The sequence below is a fragment of the Microbacterium murale genome (assembly GCF_014635185.1).
GTDB lineage: Bacteria > Actinomycetota > Actinomycetes > Actinomycetales > Microbacteriaceae > Microbacterium > Microbacterium murale.
The window spans coordinates 145,794-160,935 of sequence record NZ_BMCM01000006.1; the positions used below are offsets into that span (position 1 = coordinate 145,794).

At 67.7% G+C, this 15,142-nt stretch carries 11 protein-coding genes; 3 read left to right on the plus strand and 8 right to left on the minus strand.

What is annotated here, in order from left to right:
* Nucleotides 1-23: 23 nt before the first annotated feature.
* Both phnF and upp read left to right on the plus strand, forming a co-directional pair.
* Nucleotides 24-770 (plus strand): phosphonate metabolism transcriptional regulator PhnF, encoded by a 747-nt coding sequence (phnF, locus tag IEV67_RS16550; RefSeq protein ID WP_229703253.1) that lies wholly within the window; start codon nt 24-26, stop codon nt 768-770.
* A gap of 17 nt (nt 771-787) precedes the next feature.
* The gene (upp, locus tag IEV67_RS16555) at nt 788-1,420 is read left to right on the plus strand and encodes a uracil phosphoribosyltransferase (protein WP_033105138.1); all 633 of its coding nucleotides are present in this window, start codon (nt 788-790) and stop codon (nt 1,418-1,420) included.
* Between the two features lie 6 nt (nt 1,421-1,426).
* Here upp and IEV67_RS16560 read toward each other — a convergent pair whose 3' ends face one another.
* From IEV67_RS16560 to nadE, 3 genes are all read right to left on the minus strand, one after another.
* The gene (locus IEV67_RS16560; RefSeq protein ID WP_229703255.1) at nt 1,427-2,197 is read right to left on the minus strand and encodes a hypothetical protein; all 771 of its coding nucleotides are present in this window, start codon (nt 2,195-2,197) and stop codon (nt 1,427-1,429) included.
* A 96-nt stretch (nt 2,198-2,293) separates the two neighbouring features.
* Complete coding sequence (locus tag IEV67_RS16565; protein ID WP_188437757.1) at nt 2,294-5,788, minus strand: TM0106 family RecB-like putative nuclease; 3,495 nt, start codon at nt 5,786-5,788, stop codon at nt 2,294-2,296.
* A 165-nt stretch (nt 5,789-5,953) separates the two neighbouring features.
* Complete coding sequence (gene nadE / locus IEV67_RS16570) at nt 5,954-6,772, minus strand: NAD(+) synthase (RefSeq protein ID WP_188437758.1); 819 nt, start codon at nt 6,770-6,772, stop codon at nt 5,954-5,956.
* Between the two features lie 100 nt (nt 6,773-6,872).
* Here nadE and IEV67_RS16575 point away from each other — a divergent pair, with 100 nt between their 5' ends.
* Complete coding sequence (locus IEV67_RS16575; RefSeq protein ID WP_188437760.1) at nt 6,873-7,826, plus strand: aldo/keto reductase; 954 nt, start codon at nt 6,873-6,875, stop codon at nt 7,824-7,826.
* Nucleotides 7,827-8,017: 191 nt separating this feature from the next.
* Here the strand turns inward: IEV67_RS16575 and IEV67_RS16580 are convergent, their stop codons facing one another.
* From IEV67_RS16580 to IEV67_RS16600, 5 genes are all read right to left on the minus strand, one after another.
* Nucleotides 8,018-11,053 carry an AAA family ATPase gene (locus IEV67_RS16580; RefSeq protein WP_188437762.1) on the minus strand — a complete coding sequence of 1,012 codons (3,036 nt, stop codon included), beginning with the start codon at nt 11,051-11,053 and terminating at the stop codon, nt 8,018-8,020.
* Nucleotides 11,053-12,207 carry an exonuclease SbcCD subunit D gene (locus IEV67_RS16585; RefSeq protein ID WP_188437764.1) on the minus strand — a complete coding sequence of 385 codons (1,155 nt, stop codon included), beginning with the start codon at nt 12,205-12,207 and terminating at the stop codon, nt 11,053-11,055. The genes IEV67_RS16580 and IEV67_RS16585 overlap by 1 nt, the downstream gene beginning before the upstream one ends.
* Before the next feature lie 103 nt (nt 12,208-12,310).
* Nucleotides 12,311-13,768 carry an MFS transporter gene (locus tag IEV67_RS16590; RefSeq protein ID WP_188437766.1) on the minus strand — a complete coding sequence of 486 codons (1,458 nt, stop codon included), beginning with the start codon at nt 13,766-13,768 and terminating at the stop codon, nt 12,311-12,313.
* Nucleotides 13,769-14,096: 328 nt separating this feature from the next.
* Complete coding sequence (locus IEV67_RS16595; RefSeq protein WP_188437768.1) at nt 14,097-14,561, minus strand: DIP1984 family protein; 465 nt, start codon at nt 14,559-14,561, stop codon at nt 14,097-14,099.
* A 57-nt stretch (nt 14,562-14,618) separates the two neighbouring features.
* Nucleotides 14,619-14,927, minus strand: coding sequence for a GNAT family N-acetyltransferase (locus tag IEV67_RS16600; protein WP_188437770.1), 309 nt, complete (start codon nt 14,925-14,927; stop codon nt 14,619-14,621).
* Nucleotides 14,928-15,142 lie beyond the last annotated feature (215 nt).

The window sequence follows — 15,142 nt, forward strand, 5'->3', positions numbered from 1 at the left end:
TGAACGAGCACGAGGAGGCTGCCGTGAGTGATGCGACGACATCCCGACCCACCGGGTACTCCGCGTGGCGGCTCATCGCCGAAGAGCTGCGTGTCGACATCACGGAGGGTCGGCTGCAGACCGGCGATCGGCTTCCGCCGGAGAGCGCATTGGCCACGCGATTCGGCGTCAATCGGCACACGGCGCGGCAGGCTCTCGCCTCTCTCGCGGCCGATGGTCTGATCGAATCACGCAGGGGCAGCGGCACCTTCGTCACCAGCAGCGCAGTGCACGTGCACCGCATCGGCATGCGCACGCGCCTCTCCACGAGCCTGGGCGACGGGCATCAGCCCTCCGGCCGTGTGATCGAGAGTGCGCTGGAACCCGCCCCCGCACACATCGCCCGCAGGCTCGGCATCGTCGAGGGCGGCATGACCGTGCGCGTCGAGTCGCTCAGGACGGTCGACGGCGAGCCGTTCGCTCTCGGATCACGCTGGTTCGACGCCGCTCGCCTCCCTGACATCGCCGCGTCGCTGCGACGCACCGCGTCGATCACGGCGGCGTTGCGCGCGAGCGGCGTCGATGACTACGTTCGCGTGTCGACAGTGGTCTCTGCTCGGCACGCCACTGCCACGGAGTCCGGTCTGCTCGGACTCGACTCCGGGGCGATCGTGCTGGTCACGGAAGCGCTCGACGCCCTGCCTGATGGCACGCCTCTGCAGCACCTCGTCACACGATTCGCCGCTCAGCGCGTGCGGCTCGACATCGAGCATCCGGATCCGACCGCGTGACGCATTACCCTTGACCTATGCGTGTTCACGTGGCGGACCACCCCCTCATCACCCACAAGCTCACGGTGCTGCGCGATGTGCGCACACCCTCGCCGGTCTTCCGGCAACTGACCGAAGAGCTGGTGACGCTGCTCGCCTATGAGGCGACGCGCAACGTCAAGGTGTCACCGGTCGAGATCACCACCCCCGTGACCACCACCATGGGCGTGAAGATCTCCGAGCCGCGCCCGATCGTCGTCCCGATCCTGCGCGCCGGACTCGGGATGCTGGAGGGCATGGTCAAGCTCCTCCCCACCGCAGAGGTCGGATTCCTCGGCATGGTGCGCGACGAGACGACGTTCGAGCCGACGACCTACGCCGAGCGCCTCCCCGACGACCTCAGCGACCGCCAGTGCTTCGCGATCGATCCGATGCTCGCCACGGGCGGATCACTCGGCGCGGCGATCGAGTTCCTCTTCAAGCGCGGCGCGCAGGATGTCACGGCGATCTGCCTGCTCGGTACGCCTGAGGGCGTCGAGGCCATCGAGAAGATGGTCGGCGATCGGGATGTGACTCTCGTGCTCGGCGCGCTGGACGAGCGGCTCAACGAGAAGGGCTACATCGTGCCCGGCCTCGGCGATGCGGGTGATCGCCTGTACGGCACGGTCTGAGATCGCCTACGACACGTTCAGACGGTAGGCGCGTTCGTCGCCGAAGCTCTCGAATCCCACTCTGGTGAGTATCGGCGCTGATGTGGCGACACGACCTTTCACGAGCGCCGTCGTGGCACCGTGTTCGGCGCTCGCACGCAGCCTCTCCGCCAGCACGGCCCGGTAGGCACCACGACCACGAGCCCTCTCAAGCGTGGCGGCGCCCCACAGCCGTGTGAACCCGTCGACGATCGTGCAGCCGCCGGTGCTTACGGCCTCACCGTCGAGGCGGCCGAGAACCCTGAACCCCTCTCCCGAGGCAAGCCCTGCCGCGACTTCTTCCAGCTCGATCTGCAGCCCGTCCTCATCGAGTGCTGATTGTTCCCAGACGGGCACGTTGATGGAGTCGACCTCGCGTACCTGGTCGAGCGTTCGCACGATCTCGGCTGTGGCATCTGCCGGCACATCGATCTCGATCTCGCCGATCGGCAGAGCGAACACGGTGACCGTGTCGATGTGCTCCGCACCCTGTCGGCGAAGCTCGTCTTCGAGATCCGGCTGGTCCGAGGCGTTCGTCCAGAAAGTGAGCTGCGATTCGCCCCATGCTCTCGTGCGCGCGACGGCGTGCTCGAGCACGTCGGCGGCGTCGGCGGTGGATTCCACCCGCGAGCCGCGCACGCCGCCGCCGAAGCGCTGCGGGTAGCGCACCAGCTGCAGGTGGTCCCTCTCCTGCTCGCTGTCGCGCGGGAACCACACCCACGCGGCGGATGCCCGCAGAATGTCGTCGATCGTGTGCACTGATACTCCTTGCTTCCCGATACGTCCGGTCATGACGTCCACTCAGCCGCAGACCCGTGCTCAGTCCTGATCGGCTGCTCAGTCCTGATCGGCTGCTCAGTCCTGATCGGCGCCGACCAGTCGGGCGAAGGCACTCATCCGCGCGACGCCTTCAGGTGTGCGGGGCAGGTCGTCGAGCAGGGCCGGCGAGTGGATCAGGTACGCCGCCACCTGTGCGCGTGAGATCGCGACGTTCAGGCGGTTCTGCAGCAGCAGGAACTCCGGTCCGCGCGGGGCGTCCCGGCCACTGGACGCCGCGAGCGTCGTGATCGAGACCACTGCTTCCTTGCCCTGGAAGTTGTCGACCGTGCCGACGGGGACACCGGCCATCCCCGCAGCAGCGAGAGCATCGATCACCAGCTGCTTCTGCGCGTTGTACGGCGCGACGACGATGATGTCTCCCTCCGTCAGAGGGCGCGGCGCGGCATCCGGCTCCGCGAACTCCCGCCCGAGCAGATCGCGCACGATCCGCACGACTTCGGCGGCCTCCTCCGGCGATTGGGTCGCGTTGCGGCGATGACGCAGCGAGATGACGTGCAGTCCCGGCTCGATGCCCGCGACCGCGCGCTGATCGGTGCCGGGCGCTGACGCGAGCTGTCCGGCGTACGACAGCCGCGACACCGGCGCGGCGACCGCCGGATGCATCCGCCAGCTGCGATCGAGGAAGTACCCGTATTCGGGGCGGATGACCGCATCGCCGTCCATCACCCAGCCGAGAGCCGAGGTGTCGACCGGCTCCGGATGCGCACCCTGGCTCACCTGCGGCAGCTGCTGCGGATCGCCGAGCAGCAGCAGGCTCTTCGCTCCCGCCGCGACGGCGATCGTCGAGGCGAGCGAGAACTGCCCTGCCTCGTCGATCACGAGCAGATCGAGGCCGTCCCGTTCGACGCGAGCGGTGTTGCTGAAGTCCCATGCCGTGCCGCCGACGACGACGCCCTGCCCCGCATGCTCGGCGAGGAACGACGCCATGCCGGTCTTCGGGATCGCGGTGTACTTCGGATCGCTGTCTTTGTCTTTCGGCGCCTTCGCGACCTGCCCTGGCGGTACTCCGTCTGCGACCACGCGATCGAGCAGCGTCTCGATGATCGCGTGCGACTGCGCCACGACGCCGACCCGGTAGCCGTACTCGTTGACGAGCCGGGCGATGACGCGGGATCCGGTATAGGTCTTGCCGGTGCCGGGAGGGCCCTGCACCGCGAGATAGCTGCGGTCGAGATCGAGCACACCCCGCACGATCGCGTCGATCCTGTCGACGCCACCATCAGCGCCCGCTGCACCACCGGTCACCACAGGCAGCCCGCTCCCCGACCGCGTGCGCGGCGGAATGCGGCGCAGGATGTCGGTCGCCGCATCCGCAGGGAACGACGGTGCTGCGTCGTGCACGGCATCCGCCCACTCGTCGATCGCACCCTGCAGCGACACCACACGTGGCGGAGCCGCGGGAGTGAGCGCGACGGGGAACTCGTCCCAGGTCTGTCCGCCCGCCGCCGTCTCGACGATGACGTAGCCGTCGTCGAGCACCTCGCCGACCGTGACCGCGCGTGCGACATGCACGGCGCGTGACGGCGCCTCGACATCGAACGGCGCCGGGAACGGGTACAGCGCGAAGGGGTTGGCGCCCTCGCCGAGCGTGGTGCCGGGTGAGATCTCACCACGGATCTCGATCTCGCGTGAGGCGACGCGGCGGCCCTCTTCGACGCTCCAATCGCGGCGAAGAGCGCTCTGTCCGGTATCCACCCGGACCACGTCGCGGGTCTGATCCCACATCGACACCGGCTCGCGCAGACGCTGGAAATGCCCCACCCAGAAGCTCTTCGCCTCGCGCGGGTAGTAATCGATCGCGGCCGCCGCGACGCGATGCACCTCGCCGTCGCCTCCCGCTTCGACGTCTTGTTCAGCATCTGCGAGCAGCGAGACGGATCGGTGCGACGGTTCGTAGACGAGTTCTTCGGTCTCGTCGGGTGGCGCAGGGCTCACGCCCTTCTGCTTCGCGATCTCGATGAGCCAGTTACGCAGCCGCCGGGTGGAGACACAGTCGTAGCGGTTGTAGTCGGCGAGGTCGGCGAGCACGGATTCCGCCTCGGCGCTCTCCCCCGCCTCGGCGAGGGCACGGGCGGCCACGTACTGCACGATCGAGTCGTCGCCCTTCTGCACGTCACTGGTGCGAACCTCTTCGCCCATGTACAGCGGTTCGAGCTTCTTGATCGAATAGGAGCGCGAGCCGACGCGCACGGTGCGCAGCACGAGCGGATAGAGGTCGACGAACACGCCCTCGCGGAGCAGCCTGTCGACGTCAGACTCACGGATGCCGTAGCGGGCGGCCATCGCGACGAGATGCGAGGTCTCGTACGGTGCGTAGTGGTAGATGTGCATGTCGGGATGAGCGGCGCGGCGCGCATCGACGAAGTCGAGGAACTGCCCGAGCGCGATCTTCTCGTCGGCGAACGTGTGAGCCCACAGTGGCGTGTACTGGTCTTCGTTGTCGACCCAGCCGAACAGGTAGTCGATGCCCCACTGCGCGTGGCCATCGGCCGCCGGCTCGGTGTAGAGCGGGTCGCCTTCGAAGTCGAAGAAGATGTCTCCACGACTCGGCCGGGGCAGCGTGTGAATGGCGCCGGGGTGATAGACGTCGAACGTCGGCGCGTCATCGGCATCGGCACGCAACTGCAAGCGCGCCTGTGCGCGAAGCGACTCGAAGGTGTCGACGTTCATGCCTGCCGGGGCGGCGACAGCTGCGGCGAGGTCCTCGATCGTCTCGATGCCGGCGGCCCGCAGACGGGCGCGCTGCACGGGACGCATCCGGGCGACCATGAGCAGATCACGATGCGCATCCACCTGCTCGGTGCACGTGGCGCAGCGCCCGCAGGCGACGATCTCGAGGTCGCCGCGGTCATCGCCCCAAGCGAGCGCCTCGCCGTCGGCACCTGTCTCGACCCGCCGGTCGGCGATCAGCGCGCGCAGCCGCGCACGGCGCACATGGAACAACGGCAGCAGGTCATCGACGGCGTGGGTGCTGATGGTTCCATCACCGAGGATGAGATCCACCCAGTCGGAGCGAGGGATGCCGAGCCCGTCGAGCTGATCGACATATGCCGCGAGCTGCATGAGAGCGGTGACGCGCGCCGTCCTGGCGAGCTTGGAGTCCTGAACGCGCCAGGTTCCGTCGTCTTCTCGCAGCAGGAAGTCGGCGAAACCGACGAACTCGTCGGTGGAGAACGCTGCTTGGAAGAGTACCTTCGCGTCGGAGCGCAGCGCGGCCCCGGTCTCTGCGACGACCGCGGCGAGGGACGATGCCGCGGCGGACGACACCTTGGCGACCTCGTGCACAGCATCCGCGCCGAAGCGCTCGCGATAGGCCTCGAGGACCTTCACCTCGTGCAGATCACCGAGCTTCGCCGCACGCGCCAGCGTGGCGTCTTCAGGCTCGATGACCACAGGGACGCGACCCAGCTTCGCGTCGATCGCACGGGACCACGCGAACTCGCACTCGGCGGCCGCCTTCAGGTCGCTGGCGCTGAAGATGACGCGCTGCGCCTGAGTGTCGATCCGCATGTTTCGAGCGTAGCCGGGGGCTCAGACAGCGGATGCTGCGGGTGCTTCGAGGCTTCGACTCGCTGCGCTCGCTCAACCCGTTTCGTCTCGCCTACGGCTCGCTCAACGCCCCGCGTAGCAGTCGCCAGCCCAACGCCCCGCGTAGCGGGGCCGCGGGCAGTGCCCTCAGCGCCACCAGTCGTCGTCGGGTACGACCGGAAGGTGTCGCTTGTGCTGAGTGGCGAGGTACTTTCCCTCCAGGCGTGCCGCGGCCGCAGCATCCACCGGCTTGCCCTCGAGATAGTCGTCGATCTGCTCGTAGGTGAGGCCGAGTTCGTCCTCGTCGGCGCGTCCGGGCTGGTCATCGAGAAGGTCGGCGGTGGGAATCTTCATCCACAGCCGCTCCGGGGCTTCCAGCGCGCGCAGCAGCGCCTTGCCCTGGCGTTTGGTGAGGCCGGAAAGAGGCAGGATATCGGCGGCGCCGTCGCCGAACTTCGTGTAGAAGCCCGTCACGGCCTCGGCGGCATGGTCGGTGCCGATGACCAGATGTCCGTCGTGTCCGGCGAGCGCGTACTGCGTGACCATGCGGATGCGGGCCTTGATGTTGCCGCGGTTGAAGTCGGTGATGTCGGCGCCTGCCGCCTGCTCGATGTCCTTCTCGACGCCGTCGACGCCGTTCTGGATGTTCACCTCGACCGTGCGATCCGGGGCGATGAAGCCGAGCGCGGCGGTCGCGTCTTCCGCGTCGTGCTGCACCTTGTACGGCAGGCGCACGGCGATGAAGTCCGCCTCTCCGCCGGCGGAGCGCACGCGTTCGACCGCGAGCTGCGCGAGCCGGCCGGCGAGCGTCGAGTCCTGCCCTCCCGAGATCCCGAGCACGAATCCCTTCGCGCCGGCCTTGGTCAGGTAGTCGACGAGGAACTGCACGCGGCGTTCGATCTCGACGGCCGGGTCGATCTCGGCGTGCACTCCGAGTGTCTGAGCGATCTCCTGCTGAAGCGTCATGCGTCCAGTATCCACCTTGACTGTTACGCGCCTGTGACACGGATGGAATATGTCCGGCGCACATCGGCTTGACTGGAACAGACGACAGAAAGCGAGCCTCATGACTCTTCTCGGCAGCAGCGACCTCGACGTGTTCCCCCTCGCCCTCGGCGGCAATGTGTTCGGCTGGACAGCCGACCGCGACTCCTCATTCGAGATCCTCGACGCATTCACAACAGGCGGTGGGGACTTCATCGACACCGCCGACGGCTACAGCGCCTGGGTGCCCGGCAACAGCGGTGGCGAGAGCGAGACGATCGTCGGCGAGTGGCTCGCCGATCGTAAGCCGTCTGACATCACGATCGCGACGAAGGTCAGCTCCCACCCGCAGTTCAAGGGGCTGTCCGCCAAGAACGTCCGCGCCGCCGCCGAGGCATCGCTCAAGCGGCTCGGCGTCGACACGATCGATCTGTACTACGCGCACTTCGACGACGCCGAGACGCCGCTCGAGGAGACCGTCGCGGCGTTCGGTCAGCTCGTGACCGACGGCCTGGTGCGGCACACCGCCGTCTCCAACTACTCCGCGGGCCGCATCCGCTCCTGGATATCACTTGCGCAGGATGCCGGAACCGCCGTTCCTGTCGCCGTACAGCCGCACTACAACCTCGTGCATCGCAACGATGTCGAGGAGAGCATCGTGCCGGTCGCTGAGGAGTTCGGACTGAGCCTCGTGCCGTACTACGCGCTGGCGAGCGGCTTCCTGACCGGGAAGTACCGTTCGACGGATGCTTCCGCGGTGGAGTCCGCACGCGCCGGCGGAGCCGCCAAGTATGCGACCCCGCACGGACTGCGGATCATCGACGAACTGGAGAGTATTGCCGCAGCGCACGGGGCGTCGATCACGTCGGTGTCGCTGGCATGGCTGCGGTCGCAGCCGACCGTTGCCGCGCCGATCGCGAGCGCGTCGCGGGTCGAGCAGGTGGCGGATCTGCTCGCCGGCGCGAAGCTCGAGCTGTCGGACGAAGAGCTGCGCGCGCTCGACGATGTCTCGGCCTGGAGCCCCGCGCACGCTTGAGGCAGCGGGCTCGGCGAAGGTTTCGACTCGCTGACGCTCGCTCAACCCGTTTCGGCTCCGGCGCTCCGCGCCTGCGCTCAACGACCCGCGGTGGTAGCAGTCTCATCGGCACCTTCGCGAGACGTTGAGCGAGCCGAAGGCGAGACGAAACGGGTTGAGCGATGAGCGCAGCGAAGAGTCGAAACCGGGGCTCAGGTGCGGATGCGGCTGGGGCCGTTCTCGGTCTGCTCGACCACGAGCTGTGCCGGGATCTGCTCCTGCATCGACTCGACGTGGCTGATGATCCCGACGGTTCGACCGCCGGAGCGCAGTTCGTCGAGCGTGCGCATCGCGACGTCGAGGGTGTCGGCGTCGAGGGATCCGAATCCTTCGTCGATGAAAAGAGTGTCGAGCTGGATGCCGCCGGCGCGCGCCGTCACGACCTCGGCCAGGCCGAGCGCGAGGGCCAGTGAGCTGAGGAACGTCTCCCCTCCCGACAGCGACTGTGCGGGCCTGGTCTGCCCCGTGAACGCGTCGAATACGACGATGCCGAGACCGGATGCTGCGCCCCGAGCCGCAAGCGCATCCGAGTGCTGCAACTGATACCGCCCCGTCGACATGTCGCCGAGGCGGCGGTTCGCTGCCTGGACGATCTCCTCCAGCTCCGCCGCGAGCACGAACGTCTCGAGTGTCATCTTGTGGGTGTTACCCGCACGGCCGGCGATCGTGTCGGCCAGAGCGCGGATGATCTCGTACTCGGCCTGCTGGTCGGCGCTGCGCGCGTGCTCGGTTGCGGCGGAGTCGATGAGTCCCGCAAGCTGCTCAGCCGTGCTCTGCGCACGGTTGGCGGTGTCGACGGCTGACTTCCAGGCCGCACGAGCCTCGGCCGCCGTCTGCTCCGCGGGCGCCAGGTCGATCGGGTCTTCGGGGAGTGTGCGCAGTTCGAGTTCGAGCAGGGTCGCACGCTCTTTCGCACGCTGCACGCTGTGCGCAGTGATGCGCGAATCGAGCTCTGCCTGCTCGGCGGATGAACGCAGGGCCTGCTGCACGGCCGTGGCATCGTCGAAATCGGAGGCGGCGAGGGCAGCCTGTTGCTCTGTCTGTGTCTCGATCAGCGCTGTTGTGCGTCGGGCATGCTCGGCGAGGGCAGCAGCCAGTGCCTGTGCGGCTTCGATCTGCGCCTCCGCCGAGGCCAGACGCTCCCGCACGGAGCCGAATGCACCGCGGCCGTCGGCGATCGACTCCTGCGCCTCGCGGCTGCGTTGTTCGATCAATGCGAGCGACTCGCGCGCGGCGGCGAGCGCGGCGGCGGATTCCGTGCGCTCGTTCTCGAGCTGCACCGCGCGTGCGTCCGCCTCCGACAGCCGGGCGTCAAGTGCGGGCAGTGCGGCGGCCGCCGCTACCGTGTCGGCATGAGCGACCGCGGCTGCGTTGACCTCGGATTCCGCCGCTTCAATCGTGCGCTTCTCTGCGCGAGCCCCCGCTGCGGCGAGCTCTGCACGCACCGTGGCGAATCGTTCTGCGGCATCGCGTTCTGCCTCGGTCGCGGCATCTCGAACCGCCTCGGCCGACTCGATGTCGTCTGCCGAGACGGGGTCGGTGTGCGTGGCGGGTGCGGGATGCGATGTCGATCCGCACACCGCACAGGGTTCGCCGTCGACAAGAGCCGTCGCGAACTCTCCGGCAAAGCCGTCGAGGCGTCGACGACGCAGTTCGGCGAGTTCGTTCTGGGCGGCGGCCAGAGCAGTGCTGGCTTCGGAAAGTCGACGCTCGGCGGTCTCCAGTTCACCGCTGAGCCGCGCGCTCTCGACAGCGGCGTCGCGCCTCGCCTTCGCTGCGTCGTGGGAACGCGCGAGATCATCGACACGGTCGGCGAGGCGCCTGGTCTCGTCACGCTGCCCTGTCAGCTCGGCGAGCATGGCCGGCAGAGCAGCGCGTTCTGTCTCGCTTGCGTCGACGCGCTCGGATGCTGTGGCGACCTGCTTCTCGGCGGACGCGAGTTCTGCGGCCAGTGCGGGAGCCGCGGCTTCCAGCTCGGCGGCACGCGCCCACGCACCGCTTTCCCGGGTACGATCGGCGGCCCAGGCCTCCAGCAGTGCGACGGCATCGCCGCCTGACTCGTCGTCGCGCGAGTCCGCCATCAGGTCCGGCAGGTCTGCGCCTGTCGCCTCCCACGCCGACCGCGCCGTCTCCTCGGCGGCAGCAGCCGCCGTCCGCGCGTCCTCCGCATGTGTCGTGGCCTTGATCGTGGCGCGCAGCGCCTCGGCAGCCCGCGCGCGCTCGAGCGACTGTCGCGCCTCGATGATCTGCGGTTCCTCGGCATCGAGTGCTTCGAGCGCAGCGCGTGCGCGATCGCGCTCCTGCTGAGCCTTCTTCTCTTCGCGTGCCGCGACGAGTGCGGCATCCGCTATGGCGAGCGACTTCTCGGCGCCGTCCTGTTCGGCGACGCGGCGCTCGGCCTGATACTCAGCGCGGGTGAGCGCCAGGCGCAGCGCCTCGAGCCGAGTTTCCGTGCCGCCGGAACCGGACGCCGCGGGCGCCGCCTCGTCATCAGCCGAGCGATCTCCCCACAACGTCGCAATCGTGACGACGCGTTCGGCCTCCTCCACACGTGCCATCACCGTGGCGAGGCGACCGGCGAGGGCGTTCTCGGCAGCCCGGCGCCGCTCGTCGAACCGCGACTGCACGTCGTCGAAGCGCTCGGTACCGAACAGTCGGCGCAGCAGTGCCTGGCGTTCCTTGCTGTCGGCGAGCAGGAAGCGGGCGAAACGGTTCTGGGCGAGCAGGATCACCTGCAGGAACTGTTCTCTGCTCAGCTGCAGGATCTCGTCGAGCTCATTCCCGACGTCGACCGCGCGGGCCGCCCGGCCTACCCATCCCTCGTCGATCCATTCGTCGAGCGCGACCGCCGAAGCCTGCTTCGTGAGCCCGCCACCGCGCTTCGCCGGACGCTGGTACTCCGGCGAACGCGTGACACGGAACCGACCGGCTGTCGTACTGAACTCGACGACGACTTCGCTGACGTCCTCAGGAGCGCAGTAGTCGCTGCGCAGTCGCTTGTCACCGCTCTCGTACCGCGGAACCCCGCCATAAAGGCCGAAGCAGACGGCATCCAGAATGCTCGACTTGCCCGCTCCGGTTCGACCGGCGATCAGGAAGATGCCGTCGTCGGCGAAGCCGTCGAAGTCGACGAGCTGTCGATCGAGGAACGGACCGAATCCCTCGATCTCGAGACGGTGGAGGCGCACTAGACGAGTGCCTCGGCGGCCACGCGCTCGTCGAGGACTTCACGGATGAGCTCGCTCTCGCGTTCACTGGGGCCCTGCCCCGCACGAACATGCTCGAGGAACGCCTCGATGCGCTCGGTGTCGGTGACTGCGGACTTCAGGCGTTCGGCATACGAATGCTCCGCGCGCTCGGCACCACCGACCGGAGCGTGCTGCACCATCGCGCAGTGCGGGAAGCGCTCCTTCAGCCGCCGCATCGGCTCGGCCTGCGGCAGCACGTCGGTGTAGATCGCGCACACCCAGTCGTCGGCGTGATCCTCGACATTCGCCTCGGAGAGAATCTCGTCGAGCGTTCCCGTAAGCGTCACGAGTCGGCGCGGCACCGGCAGCGCCAGCCATTCGACGGAAGCGAGGCCGGCGGCATCGAGATCGATCAGCCAGGAGCCGCGTTCCTTGTGCTGCTCGCCGAAGCTGTAGTGCAGCGGCGCACCCGCGTAACGGACACGGTCGCTCAGCTGCTGCCGTCCGTGGATGTGCCCGAGCGCGACGTAATCGGGGCCGTCGAAGACATCGAGCGGCACGACATCGAGTCCGCCCTGTCGCACTTCGCGTTCGAGGCCTGCCGTGGCATCGACCCCGGCGGCGAAGCAGTGCGCGATCGCGACCGAGCGTCCGCCGTGCGCTGCCATTCCGGCACGCACGAGCCCCATCGCGTGCGCCATGGTCTGCGCCTGTGTGCGCAGGGCGAGATCTGGCCAGTACTGGCGCACGATCGCCGGTTCGAGGTACGGGATGCCGTAGAAGTGCACCGGACCGTCGGAGTCGGAGATCGTGACCGGCGTACCGATCGCACGCGGATCGGTGACGACATGGATGCCGTCGCGCAGCAGACGCGCTTGGAATCCCAGTCGCGCGGCGGAGTCGTGGTTGCCGCTCGTGACGATGACCTTGGCGCCGGTGTCATGGAGGGCGACCAGCGTGTCGCCGAGCAGCGTGTATGCCGGGCCGGCGGGCGTCGAGGAGTCGAACACATCACCTGCGACGATCACAGCATCCACCGCATTCTCACGCACCTGCTCGACCAGCGCACGCAGCACCTCGGCCAGCGCATCCATGGTCGAGGTGCCATGGAACGTGCGGCCGATGTGCCAGTCGGAGGTGTGCAGGATTCGCATATTCACACCGTACGGACGGTCACGGACATTCACGCCGAGGCGTGCCGCGGCATCCTTCGACGGGCACAGGCCAGTTTCGAAGGTGCCGCGGCACGACAGAGGATCAGTGCACGAGCACCGGGGCGCTCTCCGATTCGACTCCGCCCTGCGGCAGCAGATCCTCCTTGCGCCCGCGCACCATCGTGATGGCGATGACGGATGCCACGACCATGCCGACCGCTGCCGCGATGAACACTCCGCTGTAGCCTCCGGTGAGAGTGTCGAGTCCGACCTCACCCTGTGCGTGTCCACCGACCACGGCGGCATACACCGCGGTGAACACCGACAGTCCGATCGATCCGCCGATCTGCATGGCGGAGTTCGTCACCGCTGAGGCGACACCCGCGTCGTGCGGCGCGACACCCGTGAGCGCGACGTTCTGCAGTGGGATGAAGACGAACGCCATGCCCATTCCCATGACGAGCAGAGCCGGGGCGACTTGGACGAAGTAGTTGCCACCCGGTGTGATGAACGACAGGTAGATCAGTGCGGCAGCGACCACGAGCGGTCCGCCGACGAGCATCGGACGCGGACCGATCTTGCCGAGCATCTTGGTCGCGACGCCCGCGAGCACCATGGTGCCTAGCGGCAGCGGCAGGCTCGCGACGCCGGCCTCCAGCGCGCCCATGCCGAGCACGATCTGGAGGTGGAACGTGAGATACAGCGTCGCGCCGATCATGACGCTGCCTGCGACGGCCTGGATGAGGAACGCGCCACCGCGAACCTTGTGGGTGACCACGCGCAGCGGAAGCAGCGGGTTGCTCACCTTCATCTCGACCCACACGAACACGGCCAGCAGAATCACACCGAGGGCGATGAATGTGATGGTGAGCGGGTTGCCCCAGCCGGTCTCCGCGAGGCTGAAGCCATAGACGAGTGTTCCGAGACCCGCGGTCACGAGAAGCGCGCCCCACATGTCGTAGCGGTTGTCGCCCTCGGCCTTGCTCTCCGTGAGGAACAGCGCACCACCGATGAGACCGATCGCCACGAAGAACAGGTTGACGAGCAGGCACCAGCGCCAGTCGAGGAACTCGGTGAGGAATCCTCCGAGCACCATGCCGACCGCAGCTCCGGCTCCGGCGACCGTGCCGAACACGGCGAAGGCCGTGTTGCGCTCCTTGCCGGAGGGGAACAGCGTGGTCAGCAGCGCGAGAGCCGCCGGCGCGAGCATCGCGGCGAAGACGCCCTGCAGAGCTCGTCCGAGAATGAGTTCCCAGCCTGCGGCGGCCATGCCGGCGTACAGCGATGCCAGGCCGAAGCCGATCATGCCGACCATGAACGTGCGCTTACGGCCCCAGTAGTCGGCGACACGCCCTCCGAGGAGCAGCAGCGCGCCGAACGAGAGTGCATAGGCGGTGACGACCCACTGACGCAGGTGATCGTCCATGTTCAGGGCGGCCTGCGCCTGCGGAAGGGCGATGTTGACGATCGTGCCGTCGAGGACGACGACGAGCTGTGTCAAAGAGATGACGAAGAGCGCCCACCATTTGGCTTTCGGATGGGTGCGCAGGGGTGAAGACATGGAAAAACCTCCGGTGTCGTATGAGGATGCCGGAGGTTTCAAGCCTCGGACCAGCTACCGTTCTGGGCGCTGACCGCCTCAGCGAACGGTGCTGAGCAGAGTTCCATTGTATCGGATGGGTTCCTGTGGATTCGAGCCGGAAGGTCCCCTGACCCACCCTCACCATGACGATCGACACGCGGTCATGCAGTGTGCGAGATGCACTTTCACCTGTACGGCGTGCGGGGCTGCGCGATGCGAGATCTGGGCTGCCCTCCGCCCTGCAGGAGCCGGAATTGACCCTCCGGCAGGGCTTGTGTCCGCCTCGTCGTGGCTACCGACTTCCGCTCTACTCCTCCAGGTCGTGTGTCCAGTTCGCCTGCTGGATGCTGTTGTCCAGCTCGCGAAGCTCCTGTGCGACGCCGTCAGCGGCCGCCCGCAGTTCCGCGACGGGCAGCGCGGCGATCTGCCGCAGCTCCGATCGCATCTGCCGCATGCCCGAATTCGTACCGGATGCTGCGGCCGCGGCATCCGCCAGAAGAGAATGCTGCAGGCGCAGCACATCGCGCGCGGCGAGCGCATCGGTCATGGTGCCGTCTGCGCCGAGCGCGAGGCGGGCGTTGGTCCTGTTGATCCGGCGGATGAGGTCGCGCAGCTGTCCGAGCGCCTCCTCGGCTTCGCCCAAGAGTGCTGCGGCGTCTTCCGCCGGCTCCTCGCCCTCCTGAAAGCGGGCGTTCGCGGTGATGCGGGCGCGCAGCTGTTCGATACGGCGCTGCAGGTCTGCTCTGGCGGTCAACGCCTCAGCGAGTTTCATGCCCTCATCCTTGCAGGTGCGACACGATCCGTAACAGAGCGTCACACGCCGGAGCGGTCATCGACGGCGCAACAGCCCCGTGCGCTCGGGGTTCTGCGCGAACCACTCGGCGACATACCAGCACACAGGATCGACCTTGCGATCGCCGCGGCTCTGGATGTCGTCGACCGCGCCCTCGACGACTCGCGCCGCATGCCCGTTCCCGCGGAAAGTCGGGATCGTGAAGGCCCTGGTCAGGGCGATCGTGCTGCCGTCGTCGCGGTAGTCGAGAGCGCTCACGAGCACCCCGTCGCGGGTGAGGGTGTATCGCGAAGCATCCTTCTCATCGGTGAGGATGAAGCCGTCGACGATGTGCGAACCAGTCATCATTCCACGGTAAGCCCACACACGGACACAAGGTTACGTTTTGACACGACCCGACTTTCTCAGTAATAATCCACCCATGACCACCAACGCGCGCCCCTCGTCCGCCCAGGAGGCGAACAGGACTGCCGGGATGATGACGCCCGGCTGCGTTGGCATGTGTTGCCGAATGTGTAGCTGACCCCAGCCGCCCCGCCACGCTCCCCGTATTCGCGATC

Coding starts and splice junctions, on each gene's coding strand:
- upp (WP_033105138.1), top strand. CDS start 788: ATGCGTGTTCACGTGGCGGACCACCCCCTCATCACCCACAAGCTCACG.
- IEV67_RS16565 (WP_188437757.1), bottom strand. CDS start 5,788: ATGCGGATCGACACTCAGGCGCAGCGCGTCATCTTCAGCGCCAGCGAC.
- nadE (WP_188437758.1), bottom strand. CDS start 6,772: ATGACGCTTCAGCAGGAGATCGCTCAGACACTCGGAGTGCACGCCGAG.
- IEV67_RS16575 (WP_188437760.1), top strand. CDS start 6,873: ATGACTCTTCTCGGCAGCAGCGACCTCGACGTGTTCCCCCTCGCCCTC.
- IEV67_RS16585 (WP_188437764.1), bottom strand. CDS start 12,207: ATGCGAATCCTGCACACCTCCGACTGGCACATCGGCCGCACGTTCCAT.
- IEV67_RS16590 (WP_188437766.1), bottom strand. CDS start 13,768: ATGTCTTCACCCCTGCGCACCCATCCGAAAGCCAAATGGTGGGCGCTC.
- IEV67_RS16595 (WP_188437768.1), bottom strand. CDS start 14,561: ATGAAACTCGCTGAGGCGTTGACCGCCAGAGCAGACCTGCAGCGCCGT.
- IEV67_RS16600 (WP_188437770.1), bottom strand. CDS start 14,927: ATGACTGGTTCGCACATCGTCGACGGCTTCATCCTCACCGATGAGAAG.